20 protein-coding genes are annotated in these 17,332 nt (G+C 47.5%); 12 read left to right on the forward strand and 8 right to left on the reverse strand.

Annotated features, from left to right (window positions below; all coding sequences use genetic code 11):
* Positions 1 to 58: 58 nt before the first annotated feature.
* The 3 genes from B2739_RS09515 to arsC form a co-directional block, all read right to left on the reverse strand.
* Positions 59 to 505: a DUF2069 domain-containing protein gene (locus tag B2739_RS09515; RefSeq protein ID WP_331345626.1), complete on the reverse strand. Its 447-nt coding sequence runs from the start codon at positions 503 to 505 to the stop codon at positions 59 to 61.
* Between the two features lie 20 nt (positions 506 to 525).
* Positions 526 to 1,122, reverse strand: coding sequence for an NAD(P)H:quinone oxidoreductase (wrbA, locus tag B2739_RS09520; protein WP_331345627.1), 597 nt, complete (start codon positions 1,120 to 1,122; stop codon positions 526 to 528).
* A gap of 138 nt (positions 1,123 to 1,260) precedes the next feature.
* Positions 1,261 to 1,617 (reverse strand): arsenate reductase (glutaredoxin), encoded by a 357-nt coding sequence (gene arsC / locus B2739_RS09525; protein WP_331345628.1) that lies wholly within the window; start codon positions 1,615 to 1,617, stop codon positions 1,261 to 1,263.
* Positions 1,618 to 1,696: 79 nt separating this feature from the next.
* Between arsC and B2739_RS09530 the strand changes: the two genes are divergently transcribed.
* The 5 genes from B2739_RS09530 (at position 1,697) to B2739_RS09550 (ending at position 6,364) form a co-directional block, all read left to right on the forward strand.
* Positions 1,697 to 2,989, forward strand: a complete 1,293-nt coding sequence (locus B2739_RS09530; RefSeq protein WP_331345629.1) for a YihY family inner membrane protein — start codon at positions 1,697 to 1,699, stop codon at positions 2,987 to 2,989.
* 148 nt (positions 2,990 to 3,137) lie between these two features.
* Entirely contained in the window at positions 3,138 to 3,503 is a 366-nt protein-coding gene (locus tag B2739_RS09535; protein ID WP_331345630.1) for a response regulator, read from the forward strand.
* Between the two features lie 77 nt (positions 3,504 to 3,580).
* Positions 3,581 to 4,876 carry a valine--pyruvate transaminase gene (locus tag B2739_RS09540; protein WP_331345631.1) on the forward strand — a complete coding sequence of 432 codons (1,296 nt, stop codon included), beginning with the start codon at positions 3,581 to 3,583 and terminating at the stop codon, positions 4,874 to 4,876.
* 96 nt (positions 4,877 to 4,972) lie between these two features.
* The gene (locus tag B2739_RS09545; RefSeq protein ID WP_331345632.1) at positions 4,973 to 5,218 is read left to right on the forward strand and encodes a TIGR02647 family protein; all 246 of its coding nucleotides are present in this window, start codon (positions 4,973 to 4,975) and stop codon (positions 5,216 to 5,218) included.
* An 81-nt stretch (positions 5,219 to 5,299) separates the two neighbouring features.
* Positions 5,300 to 6,364, forward strand: a complete 1,065-nt coding sequence (locus tag B2739_RS09550) for a DUF4380 domain-containing protein (protein WP_331345633.1) — start codon at positions 5,300 to 5,302, stop codon at positions 6,362 to 6,364.
* Positions 6,365 to 6,382: 18 nt separating this feature from the next.
* Here B2739_RS09550 and B2739_RS09555 read toward each other — a convergent pair whose 3' ends face one another.
* Both B2739_RS09555 and B2739_RS09560 read right to left on the reverse strand, forming a co-directional pair.
* Positions 6,383 to 7,774, reverse strand: coding sequence for a GAF domain-containing protein (locus B2739_RS09555; protein ID WP_331345634.1), 1,392 nt, complete (start codon positions 7,772 to 7,774; stop codon positions 6,383 to 6,385).
* Positions 7,771 to 8,202, reverse strand: coding sequence for a hypothetical protein (locus tag B2739_RS09560; protein ID WP_331345635.1), 432 nt, complete (start codon positions 8,200 to 8,202; stop codon positions 7,771 to 7,773). The genes B2739_RS09555 and B2739_RS09560 overlap by 4 nt, the downstream gene beginning before the upstream one ends.
* A gap of 461 nt (positions 8,203 to 8,663) precedes the next feature.
* On the opposite strand from B2739_RS09560, the gene B2739_RS09565 reads away from it, so the two are divergent.
* Both B2739_RS09565 and B2739_RS09570 read left to right on the forward strand, forming a co-directional pair.
* On the forward strand, positions 8,664 to 9,353 hold the full coding sequence (locus B2739_RS09565; protein ID WP_331345636.1) for a hypothetical protein: 690 nt from the start codon (positions 8,664 to 8,666) through the stop codon (positions 9,351 to 9,353).
* A 29-nt stretch (positions 9,354 to 9,382) separates the two neighbouring features.
* Positions 9,383 to 9,763, forward strand: coding sequence for a TonB-dependent receptor (locus tag B2739_RS09570; RefSeq protein ID WP_331345637.1), 381 nt, complete (start codon positions 9,383 to 9,385; stop codon positions 9,761 to 9,763).
* Positions 9,764 to 9,890: 127 nt separating this feature from the next.
* Here B2739_RS09570 and B2739_RS09575 read toward each other — a convergent pair whose 3' ends face one another.
* Both B2739_RS09575 and B2739_RS09580 read right to left on the reverse strand, forming a co-directional pair.
* Positions 9,891 to 10,727 carry an HDOD domain-containing protein gene (locus B2739_RS09575; protein WP_331345638.1) on the reverse strand — a complete coding sequence of 279 codons (837 nt, stop codon included), beginning with the start codon at positions 10,725 to 10,727 and terminating at the stop codon, positions 9,891 to 9,893.
* An 18-nt stretch (positions 10,728 to 10,745) separates the two neighbouring features.
* A complete protein-coding gene (locus tag B2739_RS09580) occupies positions 10,746 to 11,702 on the reverse strand; it encodes a hypothetical protein (protein WP_331345639.1) in 957 nt (318 codons plus the stop codon).
* A 200-nt stretch (positions 11,703 to 11,902) separates the two neighbouring features.
* Between B2739_RS09580 and B2739_RS09585 the strand changes: the two genes are divergently transcribed.
* Together B2739_RS09585 and B2739_RS09590 are read left to right on the forward strand one after the other, a co-directional pair.
* Positions 11,903 to 12,157 (forward strand): succinate dehydrogenase assembly factor 2, encoded by a 255-nt coding sequence (locus B2739_RS09585; protein WP_331345640.1) that lies wholly within the window; start codon positions 11,903 to 11,905, stop codon positions 12,155 to 12,157.
* Positions 12,123 to 12,650, forward strand: coding sequence for a protein YgfX (locus B2739_RS09590; RefSeq protein WP_331345641.1), 528 nt, complete (start codon positions 12,123 to 12,125; stop codon positions 12,648 to 12,650). The genes B2739_RS09585 and B2739_RS09590 overlap by 35 nt, the downstream gene beginning before the upstream one ends.
* A gap of 8 nt (positions 12,651 to 12,658) precedes the next feature.
* Here B2739_RS09590 and nadB read toward each other — a convergent pair whose 3' ends face one another.
* Positions 12,659 to 14,284: an L-aspartate oxidase gene (gene nadB / locus B2739_RS09595; protein WP_331345642.1), complete on the reverse strand. Its 1,626-nt coding sequence runs from the start codon at positions 14,282 to 14,284 to the stop codon at positions 12,659 to 12,661.
* Positions 14,285 to 14,649: 365 nt separating this feature from the next.
* Between nadB and rpoE the strand changes: the two genes are divergently transcribed.
* From rpoE to B2739_RS09610, 3 genes are all read left to right on the forward strand, one after another.
* Positions 14,650 to 15,240, forward strand: coding sequence for an RNA polymerase sigma factor RpoE (gene rpoE, locus B2739_RS09600; RefSeq protein ID WP_331345643.1), 591 nt, complete (start codon positions 14,650 to 14,652; stop codon positions 15,238 to 15,240).
* A gap of 213 nt (positions 15,241 to 15,453) precedes the next feature.
* Complete coding sequence (locus B2739_RS09605; protein ID WP_331345644.1) at positions 15,454 to 16,185, forward strand: sigma-E factor negative regulatory protein; 732 nt, start codon at positions 15,454 to 15,456, stop codon at positions 16,183 to 16,185.
* 76 nt (positions 16,186 to 16,261) lie between these two features.
* Positions 16,262 to 17,311 carry a MucB/RseB C-terminal domain-containing protein gene (locus tag B2739_RS09610; protein ID WP_331345645.1) on the forward strand — a complete coding sequence of 350 codons (1,050 nt, stop codon included), beginning with the start codon at positions 16,262 to 16,264 and terminating at the stop codon, positions 17,309 to 17,311.
* Positions 17,312 to 17,332 lie beyond the last annotated feature (21 nt).

The following is a 17,332-nucleotide window of genomic DNA, read 5'->3' on the forward strand; positions in this document are numbered from 1 at the left end:
TAACGTTTACACTAAAAATCACACTAAAAATTCATGCTAAAAAGTCACACCAAAAAAATTACGCTTGTTTGATTGATAGATAATAATTCCAATATTGCAGCCAGCGGCTTGTCATCATTGCGCCGATGAATAAGCTACACACTAATAAGGTAATCAACCAATAGGAAAGGCTCCAGCTGCCCATTAGTAACGGAATAATTCCGACGAAATACATGAGCGACACAAAACACAGCCAGCTATAAGTGCGATGGGTTGGTTTGCGCAGCAGCGGGATAAAAATCAGCAGCGGAAACATTTGAAACAACCAGAAAACAAAATTGCTTTTTTCGCTGGTAAGGTTGAGCAGTGTAAAAATAATTAACAGACCTGCGAAGCTAAACAGTGTGACTGCTTTTCCTGTGCGCAATTTCTTTTTCAGTACCACTGCATCTTCATCGGTAATGACAATCACTTTTTTGGGTTTTTCGTTGAGTTGTTGATCATCATGTTCAGGTGTGTGAGTCATAAAGAAACCTTGTGAATAAATTAAGAATGCAGTTGCAGGGCAAGGGTTGCGACACGTTTACCCAATGCCTGGCAAAGTGCAATTTCGTCGTTGCTCAGTTTGTTTGGGGTATCACCGCTGGCTAGATGGGATGCGCCATACGGCGTGCCTCCTGTGCGAGTACTGCTGACAGCGGGCTCGCTATAGGGAATTCCGGCGATCACCATACCCTGATGCAATAACGGCAACATCATGGAAAGCAGTGTGGATTCTTGTCCTCCGTGCAGTGTTGAAGTAGATGTGAATACCGCTGCAGGTTTATTGATTAAATTGCCGTTTAACCAAATGCCGCTGGTGCCATCGAGAAAATATTTCATCGGTGCAGCCATATTGCCAAAGCGCGTAGGGCTGCCAAGAATCAAACCTGCGCAATGTTTTAGATCGTCTTCGGTGCAATAGAGTGCGCCGCTGGTAGGGATTGCAGGCTCAGTCGCTTCGGTAACCGGGGACACCGCTGGAACTGTGCGCAAACGCGCTTCAATACCAGTGACTTGCTCCACACCGCGGGCAATCTGTTTGGCCATTTCAAAGGTGGAACCATTGCGGCTGTAATACAAAATTAAAATATAAGGTGTCATAGAAATATCGTTCATTCAATTTGATAAGCATCAATCATCACTCTGATCGGTATGCGAGACACGCCGTGAATACATCCATGTAGGCTCGACTGCGGCATCCATGCCGCAGACGGTCTCGCATACCGATCAGAGTGACAATTAATGCTTACTATTAATAATGTGTAAAACGTTTTCGGGCGGACGTCCGATCACTGCTTTATCGCCATTGACCGCAATTGGCCGCTCAATCAATTTCGGATTTTCTACCATTGCCTTGATTAACGCGGCTTCACTGAGTGACTCATCTGCAAGGTTCAATGTTTTGTAAACCTCTTCCCCTTTGCGCAATAAATCGCGCGCACTGATTCCCAGTGTGGCCAGCAACGCTTTTAATGTTTTGCTGGTGGGTGGTGTTTCCAAATACAGGACAATATCGGGCTCGTGCCCATGCTCGCGCAACAAGGCCAATGCCTCGCGTGATTTTGAGCAGCGGGGGTTGTGATAAAGTGTAATCATAGGTGTCTCTATTTGTATCTTTAATGTTTGCGGCCGATTATAACGGTTGCGCCCCGACTTGGTTTAAGGATTTAACGTTATGCCCCTGTCGCGTATTCGCCTCTCGTCCATCCATGATTACGTGCGCCGATATTACCGTTGGTTGCGCGGATTTTTTTGTCTGATGGTACGGCAATATCAAGCCAAGTCTTGCCAAAAAAGTGCAGCATCGCTCACGTATGTCACGCTCTTTGCGACTGTCCCTATGATGACCGTGACTTATTCCATGTTCTCGATCATCCCGGCTTTCCAAAATCTGGGCGGCGAACTCCAATCACTTTTGTTCCAGCACTTTTTGCCCAATAGTGAACAGGAGTTGGGCCGCTATCTGACCGAATTTTCGGCGCAGGCACGTCAGCTTACCCTGTTCGGACTCTTGTTTTTGCTAGTGTCGGCTTATTTGATGCTCAAAAATATTGAGCAAAACTTTAACTCTATCTGGGGGGTGGCACGCGGGCGAAGAGGGGTCGCCAACTTTTTACTCTATTGGGCGATCTTAAGCCTGGGACCTCTGTTACTGGGGGCGGCATTGGCAATGAGCACCTATCTGACGTCTTTCAGGTTGTTGGTAGGGACATATGACAGCCTTGGCGTTTTTGAATGGGTTTTCCAGCTAGCCCCCTGGCTCCTGACCTGTGCTGCGTTTACGTTGTTATTTGCCGCTGTACCCAACTGCAAAGTGCCAATCCGTCATGCGTTGTTGGGGGGCTTAGTGACAACGGTGGGGTTTCAGGGGCTGAAAGCGGCATTTAGCTGGATTGTGGGGCATTCATCTTTCACGCTGGTGTATGGCGCTTTTGCTGCACTGCCTCTGTTTATGCTGTGGGTCAATCTGATCTGGACTGTGGTGTTGGGCGGAGCGGTGTTTGTCCATACCATCAGTGCCCATCAAATAGACTTGAGGGATCGCAATTATCCCGACTTGCTCGCGAGCCTTCTGGTGTTGTGGCGCTGTTACAGTGCATCACTCAGCGGTACTGCGGTTCCTGAACGCGAGCTATTACATCAGGGGTTGGCGGCAGAACAATGGTTGCGCATCCGCGATGCCTTGGTACAACACCGGATCATCAGCGCCAACTATCAAGGTCACTATCTGCTCAGTAAGAACCTTGACCACCTGACCATCCAGCAACTTGCTGACACCCTTGGTTTGCCGCATCAATTACCGCAAGAGCGCACCCATATGGCCAAGTTACCCTGGGGTAAAGAGGCGGCTGATTTGCTGGGTCAGGTTGACAGCTCCCAGGCAGCGATACTGGATCGCAAGGTAAGTGATCTATTCGAGTCTGTTGAACGCCGTGAAACAGCAGAATCCTCCGGGGTTAAAATTTGATCTGTTGTAGTAGTGCCATCGAATAAATGAATAAATCAGCGCAAAGGAGGGTAAAAAAACTTCTTGGCACAAAAACCCTGACTATACTCATCGATAACTATGATTAACGGATGCGGTTTGCGTCCATTACTGAGAATAATGTGTTTTCATGGCGACACCACTGCTCATTTGTGATGATTCTATGATGGCGCGCAAACAAGTCGCGCGCTCCTTGCCAGAAGGTTGGGATGTCGACATCACCTTCGCTACCAACGGTGCCGAGGGGTTGCAGGCTATCCGTGAAGGCAAGGGTGAAATGGTATTTCTCGATCTGACGATGCCCGAGATGGATGGTTACCAGGTACTTGAAGCGGTCAAGGCAGAAGGTCTTGATGCGATGATTATTGTTATTTCCGGTGATATCCAACCAACCGCCCATACCCGTGTTACCCAATTGGGCGCGATAGATTTTATCCAGAAGCCGGTCAACCCTGAGAAGTTATCCGAAACCCTGAAAAAGTTTGGCCTGATTTAATCGCGCTAGTGTTTTGTTGTTGTACCCGCTAGATTGCGCGCCCTTGGCTACTCGCCTCCACAATCTGGTTTTCTTCCATGCAATCGTCTTCTGTTCCGCAATCGCCCTCGTTTCAGTTATCCCGCTTTGGTAAAAAACTCTGTTCAGATGCGGGGATTGTCTCGCTGATGGACGATTTAGGCGAAGCCCTGCGGGTGAATCCCGATATGATTTTTATGGGCGGCGGCAATCCGGCACGCATCCCGGCGATGGAGCAGGTATTTGAAGATGCCTTGCGTGCAACGCTTGCGAGCCCGCAGGAAACCCATCAATTGCTAGGGCTTTATCAGCCCCCTCAGGGCGATGCGCAATTATTGGATTCACTGGCAGGGTTATTGGCCAATGAATATGGTTGGCCAATTGCGCGCGCGAATATTGCGTTGGCCAACGGCAGCCAATCGGCTTTTTTTGTGCTGTTTAATTTGTTTGCGGGGGAATATCCCGACGGCAGTATCAAACGCATCCAACTGCCGCTCACGCCGGAATACTTGGGCTATAGCGATCAGGGGATCCATCCCGATTTTTTTACCGCCACCCGCCCCAGTATTGAAATGTTGCCTAATGGTTTTTTCAAATACCATGTGGATTTTTCGCAACTAACAATCACCTCGGAAACTGGTGCGCTGTGTGTATCCCGCCCCACTAACCCCACGGGCAATGTCATCAGTGATGATGAATTACTTAAACTGGACACCTTGGCACGTGAGCACAAGATTCCATTTATTGTTGATGGTGCTTACGGCACACCTTTCCCCAATATCCTGTTTACTGATGCGCAGCCCCACTGGAATGACAATACGATTTTGGTATTGAGCTTGTCCAAGCTGGGGTTGCCCGGTGCGCGCACAGGTATTGTGATTGCAGCCCCGGAGATTATTGATGCCTTTGCCAAGGCCAATACGATTTTAAGTTTGGCGACCGGAAATTTCGGACCTGCGATCGCGCGGCATTTGTTGGAAGATGGAAAAATTTTGCAGCTAGGGCGCACAATCGTCGCGCCGTTTTATCGCGCACGCATGGAACATGCTGTGGCCACCTTTAAGCAGCACTCGGGTGATTTGCCGTGTTATATCCACAAACCCGAAGGGGCGATTTTTTTATGGTTGTGGTTTAAGGGGCTACCGATTAGCAGCGAAGAGCTATATCAACGCTTAAAAGCGCGCGGTGTATTAGTGGTGTCTGGTCATCATTTCTTTCCCGGGCTTGCAGATGATTGGCAGCACAAGCATGAGTGTATCCGCGTGACCTATTGTCAGGATGCAACTACAGTAGAGCAGGGAGCTGCTATTATTGCTGATGAAGTGCGAAACGTTTTCCTTAGCCAATCATGTTGATCGTCATTAATAGTTGATTACAAATAGCCTGCTACTCATTAATCACTTTTTATTTACCAATAACTTTTTATCAATCAATAATAATGGAGCAACAAAATGCCACTCTCACCTGAAATCGTTGCCGAGATGCAAGTCCTGCGTATGTTTGATACCAGCACCAACCAGTCTGGTTTAAAAGTTCACTCCGATGCCTCACCCGATACCATTAATGCCACACGCCGTTTGTATGAAAAACAATTGATCAGCCAGATTGACGGCGGTTACTTGACTCCTTTGGGGTATGAATGTTCTGTGCATTTACAACAGATGTTACAGATTTTAAATTCAAAACCGTTGCTTTAATTCATAGGTTTTTTGCTGTGAATAGCCTGACAACAATTCCGACAAATACAACAATCCTGAAAAATCCAGAAGAGATCAAACATGACTAAAGCCAACACTTTTTTGCAAAGGATGATTTTATTTATGTCGTTCTCTTTACCTGTATGTGATGTTGCAATTGCAGCGCAAGATGCTGAAGTAACCCGCATTACGCTGGGTAATAATACGATTGCGGCAGAAATAACACCGGACATTGGTGGCCGTGTGTTGTCTGTTAACCTGCAAGGGCAACCCAATTTTTTGCTTGTGGGTGATGCTGTGAAAACAATGCCCAATCCACCTGTATCGCCCAAGTCTTATAACATTGGTTATATGGGGCACGAAGTATGGGTTGGGCCGCAGAGCCAGTGGTGGCAGCATCAATTACTGAATGATGAACGGCGCACAGCAAAAGCAATATGGCCGCCCGATCCTTATTTGGTGTTGGCTAAAAATCAATTATTGGAACAGACAGCACAACAAGTCACCATGCTGGGTTCCAATAGTCCGGTTTCGGGGGTGTCCTTTCAAAAACAATTTGCGTTAGTCGATGGAAAACCTAATCAGCTGCAATTAAATGTGAGCGCCAAAAATATCCGCAATACTCAAGTGGCGTGGGATATCTGGTTCAACACACGCGTTCCCCATAGCACTTTTGTCTATGTTCCGGTTGCCAGTCTTGAGGATGTGCGGGTTGAACATTTTACCGATGAAACCTATGGCCGCTTGGCGCACGATTACCGCGATGGATTTTTTTCATTAAAAAATGACGCGTCTGAACAGCAAGGCCGTAAAGGGAAAGTGTTTATCCAACCTTCACAAGGCTGGTTGGCTGCATTCCGTGACCAACAGGTGTTGTTGATTACTTTTGCATTACAACCTAAAAGCGCAATTCATCCAGAGCAAGGGCAGGTGGAGTTGTATCAGGAGTTTTTAAACGAGCGGCCTGAGCAGGGTTTATTGGAGCTGGAAGTGCATGCCCCTTATAAAACACTCAAACCACAAGAAACCATGTCGGCAAGTGAAACCTGGATTCTGTTGCCTTATTCGGGCGAGCATAACCAACAGGCTCATCACACGTTTTTACAAACATTGCTGAAAGAGAAAACATTACCTACATCACTGTGATGTTTGGGTGCGGGAAATTTAAAGACTATCTATTTCAATCAGGGTAAGCGGTGTGTTCAGGTTCAGCGTGAAAGCACCGCGCCCGGATTTTTCTAAACGCATAAAACTGCAGCGCTCTTCCAAACGGCGGCGCAATAAAATTAATCGCGCTTCAAGATTGTCATCAATGTCAGGTAATTTTAAATGTGGGTCAAGACGCAACTCACGATTACTAAAATGACAGCGCCCTTCATTGGTATGCAACTGTAATAAACGCCATAAAATGGCACCTGCAATCCCTTTTATTAAATAATCCTGATCAAGAAAAATGCTGTGGTTTTGTCGGTAGTAACGGATCAATACCGGTGCTTGCGGGCGTATGTGCATCTGATTGGATTCTTTTGTAGATGCGGCATCAATTTTTTTGTCGGGAATAGATTTTTCAAAATCCCCACGATAAATATTCAAGCATTCAGATGCTTGTAGCTTTACGATCATCTGGCCTAAAAACAAGGCGAGACAGGCGAGCATATCTTCATGTTCGTAGTGAAAAAATTCGTCTTTAGGGCTCTCCGCGTAGATAATCCCCAGCAACTTGTCTTTATCCAAAATCGGCATGGCAAGCTGGCTGCGCGGTAATGTTAATCCGGGAAAAGGAATGTGTGTTTCCAGCCCCGTTGTGTCTTGCTCGTGTTGTAAGTAATCACGCATTGCTTGTACATAGGTGTATTCCATCGCAACATGTGTAATCCGGATGGGTGTGCGATATTGCGCCGCTGTACCTATGATTCCATAACCTATTGGCACTTCTGCGCCTATTCCTGATTGTGAGTAACCGCGCGTGTCCAACGTGTACAGTTTTTTTCCTGTTTCATCGGACAACAAGAGCATGGCGTATTCGATTTGCAATTGTTGCGAAAGTGAATTCATGCAGCATTCAAATAATTCGGCCATGTCCTGTGCGCGGCTCATCGCGCAAAATGCTTCGCGTAAATAAAGTTGTGATTGGCGAGCCTGGGGTACCACCGGTTTTTGCATCCCGGCAACGGCTTCTATATCCATTACTTGATAGACATCCGCGCCTTGCAGATGGAATACATTTTCCATTCCTGAACTGCTGGCGATCCCAGCAAGGCGGGCTTTCATACTTTCAAACAACGGGCCGGATGTTTCTGTGTGGCGATAGAGCAGGGCGAGGCGATACATTGCGGCGGTTTGTAAATCAATCACCAACAGGGTTGCCTGTGGGTTGGCTAAAATATTTTGCCGCGTCTTATTAAAAAATTGAAATGTCAGTGCGACATGATTCGGATTAACGTAGTGTACTTGCGATACATAGGTAATATTTGGAGTGCCATCCGCACCGCAAGTAGCGAGCATGGAAGGTAATAGCCCCTCCAGACATATCCGGATTTGATCGAGCCTTATCATGAGCCAAACGCCAGGGCTTTGCCCGCATCAGGGCCTGGGCTTTGTTCAAATAATGCGGCGGGCGTAAAACTGATAGCAGCCAAATCATCGGGCGAGTAGTGATGAAAGGCATGGGCGAATTCGCGTGGGTAACCAATGGATGCCAGATTATCGGCAAACCCCCGAATAGATTGATTAATCAAGTTGATATCCCCATCCTGAAGTTCACTTTGATGCGTATTTTTTCCTTTTATTTGCAGTGTCCTGTGACTCGATGGTTGGCTAAAAACGACAGCAATTTCAGCGCTGGCTTTAATGTCGAGCAATAACTGCAAGGCTTGGGATTTCACCACAATAATACGCAACTGATTGCGCGATTCATTAACCGCACAGGCTAACACCCGGCTGATTGAGGGAATAAAACGGCCGTCACGTGAGCTTGCAGTCATAGATAATCCAGAGCAAATAAATATGGCTTGCTCTTCGGATAGGCAGTGGAGGATGTTGTTGTTGAAGTCAGCTCTATCCATTTCTGGTTATCCAATTATGACTATCCTGGTGCAATGATGAATAGGTATGTTGAGTGAATAGTAAGGTTGGGTGAAGACGATTGTTGCCAAGTGACATGGGTTTGCAGCAAGCGTTTTTGCCAGCGCAAAGATCATATTCCTGTTGGTCAGCATGCTCAATCGATCCCTCCGTAAAAACACAAATTATTACAGATTCTCTTGCGCTATATAGGCACTCTGGCGGCCCAATTTAGGGAAATTTTAGGAAACTGTTATGAATGATTTAGGAAATTGGTGGCAGTTGGTTTGCTAAGGTAGCTTCATTGCCTGATAGCAATAAACATCCACATTTCTTAAACCACTATCCACAGTGAATAGTGACTCAATGGAACCTGAGGTTAATGATGAAAAATCCCCGTTATAATATTTATACGCTGATCCATAAAGGGCTGCGTGCCAGTCTCTGCCAGCATTTAGTGGAATTAGGGCGACTTGATGACACTGATACCGATGCGGTTACCCAACAGCTGAATGCCTGTGAACATCTATTGCAGTTTTGTCTTGATCACTTAGCGCATGAAAATCAATTTATTCATGCGGCGATAAATGTTTTGCATAAAACTCCTTTGCAAACTGAAAGCGATCATGTGCAACATGAGCGTGAAATCGCCACGCTGCGTGAAGATATCGCACTGATTAAAAAACTGCCTGCGCTGCGTAGAAGACATGCGTTATTAAAATTCTATGCCGATTTTTCGCTGTTTGTTGCGGATAATTTTATGTATATGAATCAAGAGGAAACCTACAACGCTGAATTGTTGTGGGAGCATTTTAGTGATGCACAAATTCATGATATTCATCAACGATTGGTTACATCATTAACCCCGGAAGAGAATCTGCAATCAATGATGATAATGTTGCCAAACATTACTCATAGTGAACGGGTAGAAGTTTTGTCCTCGGTTGCTGAAGCGGCACCTGAAGGCGTAGTCACTATGTTGGTAACTATGCTAAGGCCGCTTATGAATGAGCGTGAATGGAAAAAACTGAATCAAGCGTTGGTAGAAACAGAGCTTCTTGCGGAAGCTTGATATTGTTGTCGTTAATGTGGAGATCAAAAATGGATAGGAAATTTGCAATTACAGGATTAATTTATGCGGTGCTGGGAATTGTGTTGGGGATTGTAATGGCGGCTACCCACAACCATAGCCAGTTGGTTACCCATGCACACATTATGTTGTTGGGATTTGTAGTGACATTTATTTATGCGCTTTGCCATAAGTTATGGCTGACGAATGGGCATGGTGTGTTGGCGCGTATTCAATTTTATCTGCATCAAATTGGTGTGTTTGCGATGCTCACCGGGTTATTTCTTCTTTACGGTAAATTTGCCTCCGGCGAACAACTGGAGCCTTTGCTGAGTGGAGGATCACTGTTGGTTTTGGTGGCATTAATCGCGATGGTGTATTTGTTTCTCCGTTCGGATGCAGCGCGCGCTTGAGCGATATTGCAACACAAAAAAGAGAATGACGGGCAAGTGGTTTAGGCCGCCTGCCCGTATTTTTATTACATTTCGGTTGGGTTGTTTTTCTGCTGTGTGATTACTATTGCCGAGTTCGCTATTTTGTTTACAGCAACAATGACAGCGCTGCTTCCATCTCGCCACTCAGATCTTCAGATTCACTAATGTGCATGTTGGGGTCAAGTTTGAGTCGGTCAAAGGCTTTTACTTTGGTGTAATCCACTCTGCCCATCGGAGAATCTGTGCCCAAATAACTTTGCAGCATCGCCACAGTGACTATATCGCCATAATCAGCTTTGGGGATGTCGCGGGTGAAGTTAATGTGCTGTGTTGGAATGTGGGCAATCTCTTCGGGAAAACCCCAGGTTTTCAAAATCAAATCGCCAACCGGTGCATGCAAGTGGTCAATCACTGCATCGAGCGTCAGGCTGTCTTTGAGCAAGGCCGGATGATCTTCAGCGTAAGTCAGTATTGGTAACACTCCGATCTTGTGCACCAGGCCTGCAAGGGTTGCCTGATCCGGGCGCAAACGCGTGTAATGTTTGCACAACACATGGCTAATCCCCGCGACTTCACTGGAGCGGCTCCAGACATCGCGCATGCGCATATCAACCAAATCTGACGTTGCCTGAAACATTTGTTCCATCGCCAAGCCTGTCGCGATATTGCAGGTATATTGGATTCCCAGACGCATAAGTGCTGTGCGTAAATCTTCAATCGCACGGCTGGCACGTAGCAGTGGGCTATTGGCAACGCGGATAATCCGCGCGCTCAAGGCGGCATCATTGCCAATCACATTGGTTAATTTTTCAATATCGGCATCGGGATCATCGGCGACCTCCCTGACCTTGAGGGCGACCTCGGGCAAGGTTGGCAACACAAGTTGATCGTTTTTAATCGCCGTGATGATTTCCTGGCGGACTTTCTCAACAATAGGGTTCATTCTTGATCCTGCATAAGCCTATTCGGTTTTTTCTTCTGCTGTAGGTATAGCATAGGGAAGCGGCATCAAGCTTAATTTTTCCTGATGGCCTTCCAGTTGCACCTCATTCAATTGTTCATCCAGAAGCGATGCCAATATCTCAAATGAATTATTTTCTTTTGCAGCAGCCGCAACGAGATGGCCGCATGTCTGCTGGGTTTGCGAATTAATCAATGCACTGCCGGGTGCAGGCAAAGTATTTCCGAGGCTACTAAAACGGTACATATGGCGTTTTAGTTTCCCGCGATAATGCAGGCGCGCCACAATTTCCTGGCCGGTGTAACAGCCCTTGCGAAAATTCACTCCGCCGATCAACTGGTAATTAATTTCTTGCGGCGTAAAAAGCTCGACGGTTTCGGGAATGATGTCGGCAACACCCGCTTGTATATCGAGCAATTGCCAATCGTTGATATCACGTTCGGTGGTTTGCCGCGCAAACTGCCGGTTCATGTTTTCAAAATCTTTTGCTAACACCCAACATTCATAGCGGTCTGCTGCCAATTGAATAAGGTAGCTGTCATCTTTCTCAACCCAGCCGTTGATATCCGTGGGCAGTTTGCCAAACCATTGCGCTGCAACTTCTCCTGCGGTTTCACCATACAACCCCAGCAGATGATAATGGTCGCGCGCATCTACCAGTTTGGCTTTTGAAAACACAATGTATTTGCCGAGCGATGCTTTCGCTTTGTCCAGCATCGATGTGGGAATTCGCAAGGCGATATTTTCAGCATCCATCTGCAAGGCGCGAAAACTTAACAGAATACGGCCTTTAGGGTTGCATTGTGTGCCCAGCAGGGTGATGGGATTTGCTAGCTCACGTACATCACATGTGACTTGGCCTTGCAGGAATTTTCCTGCATCCGGTCCGGAGACGAGTAGAAGTTGGTTGTTTTCCAGTTTTACCCGGATATTTTGGTGAGCAACGGGGGATGTCATAACAAATAATTACCAGCAGTATGAATCATGAATAACGGACACAAATGAATAACAGTAAATAAGGGAAGATTATCGCAACGCAGTATAGTTTTTAATAGCCGTTGTACTTAAGTCCGGCATCTTGGCGACAAGAGTGGCGCGGTGAGCCTCTTGCTCGTTTATAATGCCTGCCCTTACTAAAGCAAAATACAGGTACTGGTGTGGATATCAATCGTTTGTTTTGGGGTAGCCGGCGCGGCATGTTGGAGTTGGATTTGGTGTTGATGCCATTTCTGGAAAATGTGTACCCGACATTGGAACAAAGCGATAAGGAGCGTTATTGGTTGTTGCTGGAGGAGCAAGATCAGGATTTGTTTGCCTGGTTCCTGCGCCGTGAAAATCCTGCCAACCCTGAATTACAACGGATTGTGGATATCATTCGTGCAAATACCGGGCTTCAGAAAAAAGACAACTGATTCATCAGTCACAGATGTTGTTCCCGTTTCCAAACCGCTGCCGCTACTGGTAGCGGTCAGGTTTAACCGCTCCCGCTCTTTAGTGGTCTTTTATCGCTTTGCTTACAGCGTTTTTGCGCTAGCACTGCTGTTAGTCTTTTCCCCCTTTATTATCGAACAGCCTGCGTGGTTACTCTTATTCGCATGCTTATGCTGGGGATTGTGGCGGGCCTATGGCCACTCACTTGCGCAAGAGCCCACAGGTTCTTTGGCGTTTACAGGAGGCAACTGGGAAGATGGGCGCTGGTTGTATGATTCTGCCAGTGAGCATGCGCCGGTATCCCTACAGCTGGCGGGCCCGGTTTTATGTTGGCCCTGGATTATCATCCTGCCGCTGCGCAATCCGCAAACCGCAAAAGTAATCACACTTCCTATCTTTAGCGATGCGTTAACGGTATCAGACAATGCGTGCTTGCGCCGATGGCTGCAGGCATGCCTGATACCGAAAGGTTAAGACTCCTGTTAATAGTCCTTGCTGACAATCACATCCTGCCCGGCAAAATTGGTGGGCACCAGAATAGTGTCGCGTGCAATAGGTGATTTATCGGGGTAGTCCAGCGAGAAGTGCAAGCCACGACTTTCTTTGCGCTCGTTGGCCGAGCGGATAATCAACTCTGCAACCGTTGCAAGGTTGCGCAGTTCGATCAAATCGCTGCTGACATTGTAATTGCTGTAATACTCGGCAATTTCTTTTTGCAACAGCTTGATGCGATGGGTCGCGCGCTCCAGCCGCTTATGGGTGCGCACAATCCCCACGTAGTCCCACATAAAGCGACGTAACTCGTCCCAGTTGTGGGAGATCACAACATCTTCATCAGAGTCCCTTACCCGAGACGTATCCCATTGGGGTGATAACTCCGGTGATTGGATCTTGTCCAATTTGGCAAGGATGTGTTGCGCTGCCGACTGCGCGTACACAATACATTCCAGTAGGGAATTACTGGCCATACGATTGGCGCCATGCAATCCGGTGAACGAAGTTTCGCCTATCGCATACAAATGCTTCAAATCAGTTTGGCCATTGTTATCCACCATAATCCCGCCGCAGGTGTAATGCGCGGCCGGAACCACGGGAATGGCTTCTTTGGTGATATCAATCCCGAACTCAAGACAGCGGGCTTTCACTGTAGGGAAGTGCTCGCTGATAAATTCCTCGGATTTATGGCTGATATCCAGGTAAACACAATCGCATCCCAGACGTTTGATCTCATGGTCAATTGCGCGTGCAACTATATCGCGCGGAGCCAGCTCTTCACGTTCATCAAAGCGCGGCATAAAGCGTTCACCGCTGGGCAAGCGCAAATAAGCACCTTCACCGCGCAAGGCTTCGGTAATCAAAAAGTTTTTCGCGCGCGGGTGATACAGACAGGTCGGGTGGAATTGGTTGAACTCCATGTTGGCGACACGGCAACCTGCACGCCACGCCATAGCGATACCATCACCGCTGGCGCTGTCGGGGTTGCTGCTGTAGAGGTAGACCTTGCTTGCGCCGCCTGTTGCCAACACCACCACTTTGGCTTGAAACACATGGACTGCGTCATTTTTGTTGTCGAGCACATACGCGCCGCTGCAGCGCAGTTTGCGCGAGTTGGCATCGGCCTGGGAGATCAGGTTGATCGCCACATGATGCTCAAAAATATCGATATTGGCTTGATTTTGGACGCGCTCAATCAAAGTGGAATGCACGGCTTGGCCGGTTGCATCGGCGCTATGGATGATGCGCCTATGGCTGTGGCCACCTTCTTTAGTTAGATGGTAATCGCCGTTATTGTGCTCTTTGGTGAAGTTGACGCCCTGGTTAATCAGCCATTGGATTGCATCTTTGCTGCGTTCGACAGTAAAACGTACGGCATCTTCATGGCATAGGCCTGCGCCGGCAACCAGTGTGTCGGCGACATGGGCATCGATAGAGTCCTGATCATCGAGGACCGCGGCAATTCCCCCTTGGGCAAACCAGGTTGACCCCAGATTGATTTCATTTTTACTCAAGACAGCAACTTTTGCTTGCTGTGCCAGACTGAGTGCCAGGGTAAGACCTGCGGCACCTGAGCCGATGACCAAAACATCGTATTGATAGTGTTTTTTCATTCAAGAAATCCGATCAGAGGAATCACAACCACAGTGAGGGAAAATGGAGTATTGGTTTGCTCGCAGTATACCAAGCCTCCGGTTTAATAACCCCGTATAATCGCATGATGAACTTTTTATGGCAGGTTTGGTCTATGAGCGAGCAACTGCTGATAGGTTTACCCGATGGCCTGACAGTTACATATACGCGTAACCATGCTTTTTTGGTTCAGTGCTTATATTAATTACACCAGGCAATCGTGCGGGATAACTACTGGATAGACCAGTAGGTGAGTTTGATGAAGCCAGTACAGCAGCCAATAAGTGTCGGCGTGCTGGTATAGTTGGCCTGTAACCAATTTGGTTAGGCACTTGGGGGTTAGAGAATGACAGCGCAATTGGCGCCTGATGTTGATCAGCAACTGGTCGAGCGAGTTCAAAAAGGCGATAAACGCGCGTTTGATTTGCTAGTGATTAAGTACCAGCACAAGGTATTGGCAGTAATTAGTCGTTTTATCCGTGATCATGCCGAGGCTCAGGATGTAGCCCAAGAGGCCTTCATTAAGGCATATCGTGCCTTGCCCAATTTTCGCGGCGACAGTGCGTTTTATACCTGGATTTATCGCATTGCGATCAACACAGCCAAGAATCACATAGTGGCGCGTAACCGTCGTCCGCCGACCAGTGATGTCGAGATCGAAGATGCCGAGTTTTTTGATGGCAACGATGGTATGCATGAGCTAAATACTCCGGAGCATAACCTTCTTTGTAACGAGCTGCAGGATACTATCGCCCAAGCGTTCCAGGATTTGCCGGATGATTTGCGTACAGCGGTCACCCTGCGCGAAATGGATGGCTTGAGCTATGAAGAAATTGCAGAAGTGATGGAGTGTCCGGTGGGGACTGTGCGTTCGCGTATTTTCCGGGCGAGAGAAGCAATTGATAAGCGTATCAAACCCTTAGTCGAAGATTTTTAATCATGTTTCGAGCATAGGGCGCAGGGGTAATGCAAGTCCCCTGAAAAATTTGCACAATTTTTTGTAATTCTTTGAACTAATCGGCTATCGTCCAGTCATAAAAAGCAACTGAGCTGCACCTTGTTGGAGCAGCTTTCTGGCTAAATATGAATGCAATGTATTAATAATAGTTTGTACAGGCTAGCTAGTATCTTTTAAGAGGCATCAGCGAGAATGACAGAGCAAACCCAATCCCCAATGCTTGCAGAATCCTTATCAGCACTGATGGATAACCAAGCGTCCGAGCTGGAAATTCAACGGTTGTTGAAGGCATTGGAAACCGATCCGGAGATTAAATCTACCTGGTCGCGCTTCCAGATTGCCAGTGCAGGCCTGAAAGGGGATTTGCCCGTGATGGCATCCGCTGATTTTGCTGCGCGGATCAGTGCGGCAATTGATGAAGAGCCGGTCTATTCTGCAACTGCCAAAACGACTCCTGCTACTGCTACAAACCCTGGCGTTACCGAAAGCGGAAATGTTGTCGCTTTGCCTTTGCGCTGGTGGCAGCAAGCTGGTCGTGTTGCAGTGGCTGCCTCGGTTGCCGGGGTGCTGATTGTAGGTGTCCAGCAGTATCAATCAGTCGATCCACAATCAGTACAAATGGCCGCCAATACTCCGGCAGTAACACCCGCACCAAGTGTTGAAACCAAAGGCGTGAATCTGCCATCAGGCATTAATGCACCGGCGTTGTCTGCACGCACTGTTGCGGTTCAAAGCGGCTACGAGTCGCGCCCGCAAGAAAACCGTCGGGTAATGTATGTTCCTCGTCAGGAAGCTGCGCCGGTTTATAATGAAGATATTAGTACTTACGTCAATCAGCTTATTCAGGAGCATACCGATAACGCCTCTCACAACAGTGGCCAAGGTATGTTGCCGTATACCCGTGTCATCCTGATAGAAGAATAGTTTTACGCCCGGTTCGTTGCATTAACAGGTGGAGCGGTTATGCTGCTCCCTTGATCCACTCTCCATCGAGCCCAGAATGTTTACCATCACTTGTTTTCCTTTGTCTTTTTGTGCCGGTTTGCGTACTTCTCTCCGTATTTCCCTGTTACTTCCTGCGTTATTGGCCTCTGGTGTCTGGGCGCAAACAGATGTTGTAACTCCTTCTGATACCCATTCTTCTACGCAGCATGAACAGCAACAATCGGAAAGTTCGCAATCGTCTGCGGTTGCCCGGCTTTTGCAAAAAATGGCCAGTGTTCCCCATACGCTGAACTACAAAGGCTCATTTACTTATCAACATAAAGACAATCCTGCTTTGCAGAGTTATCGGATTCTCCACTGGGTTGAAGATGGGGTAGAGCACGAACGCTTGCAGCAGTTGAATGGCACTGAGCGCGAGTTTTTACGCTCCGGCAAAGCCATAGGATGCGAGACCTTGGGCGACCAATTACTGCAAGGAAAAGTCAGCCAGTTAGGGGCGAACATTGCGCGCCTCGATCAGCTGTACCGTTTTGAAATCCGCGGCCCTGAACGTGTTGCCGGACGCGATGCCACTGCCTTGTTGGCATTACCAATAGATGGTTTTCGTCATAGTCTGTTGTTGACTATTGATAACGAGACAGGGTTGGTGTTGAAGTCATGGTTGGTCGATGAGTCGGCTCGCGCGCTTGAGCGCTATCAATTTATTGATTTGGAATTGAATCCCGATATCACTGCTTTTCAGCAGCAACCGGTTGCGCAAACCCAGCGCTCTACTATTTCCCAGTTATCAGAATGCAATCCTGCCGGGCTGAAGCAACCTGAACATTGGCTCATTGATTGGGTTCCGCCGGGTTTTGCTTTTGTTGGACAGCGCAAGGTGCGCAGCCAAATTGAGATGTTGATGTATACCGACGGGTTGACGACTTTTTCAATCTTCATCGAACCAACAGAGGCGGCTATTCCCGAAGGCGTGGCGCAACGTGGTGCAACTTTGGCGGTAATGGATTCGTTGAGTATTAAAGGGAAAAATTATCGCATTACAGTAGTAGGGGAAATACCCGTCGTCACCGCCCAAAAAATTGCGCAAAATATAAAGGGGAGTTAATCCTTTCTGTTTGCGATTACT

Source organism: Cellvibrio sp. UBA7661 (genome assembly GCA_002483365.1).
Classification (GTDB): domain Bacteria; phylum Pseudomonadota; class Gammaproteobacteria; order Pseudomonadales; family Cellvibrionaceae; genus Cellvibrio.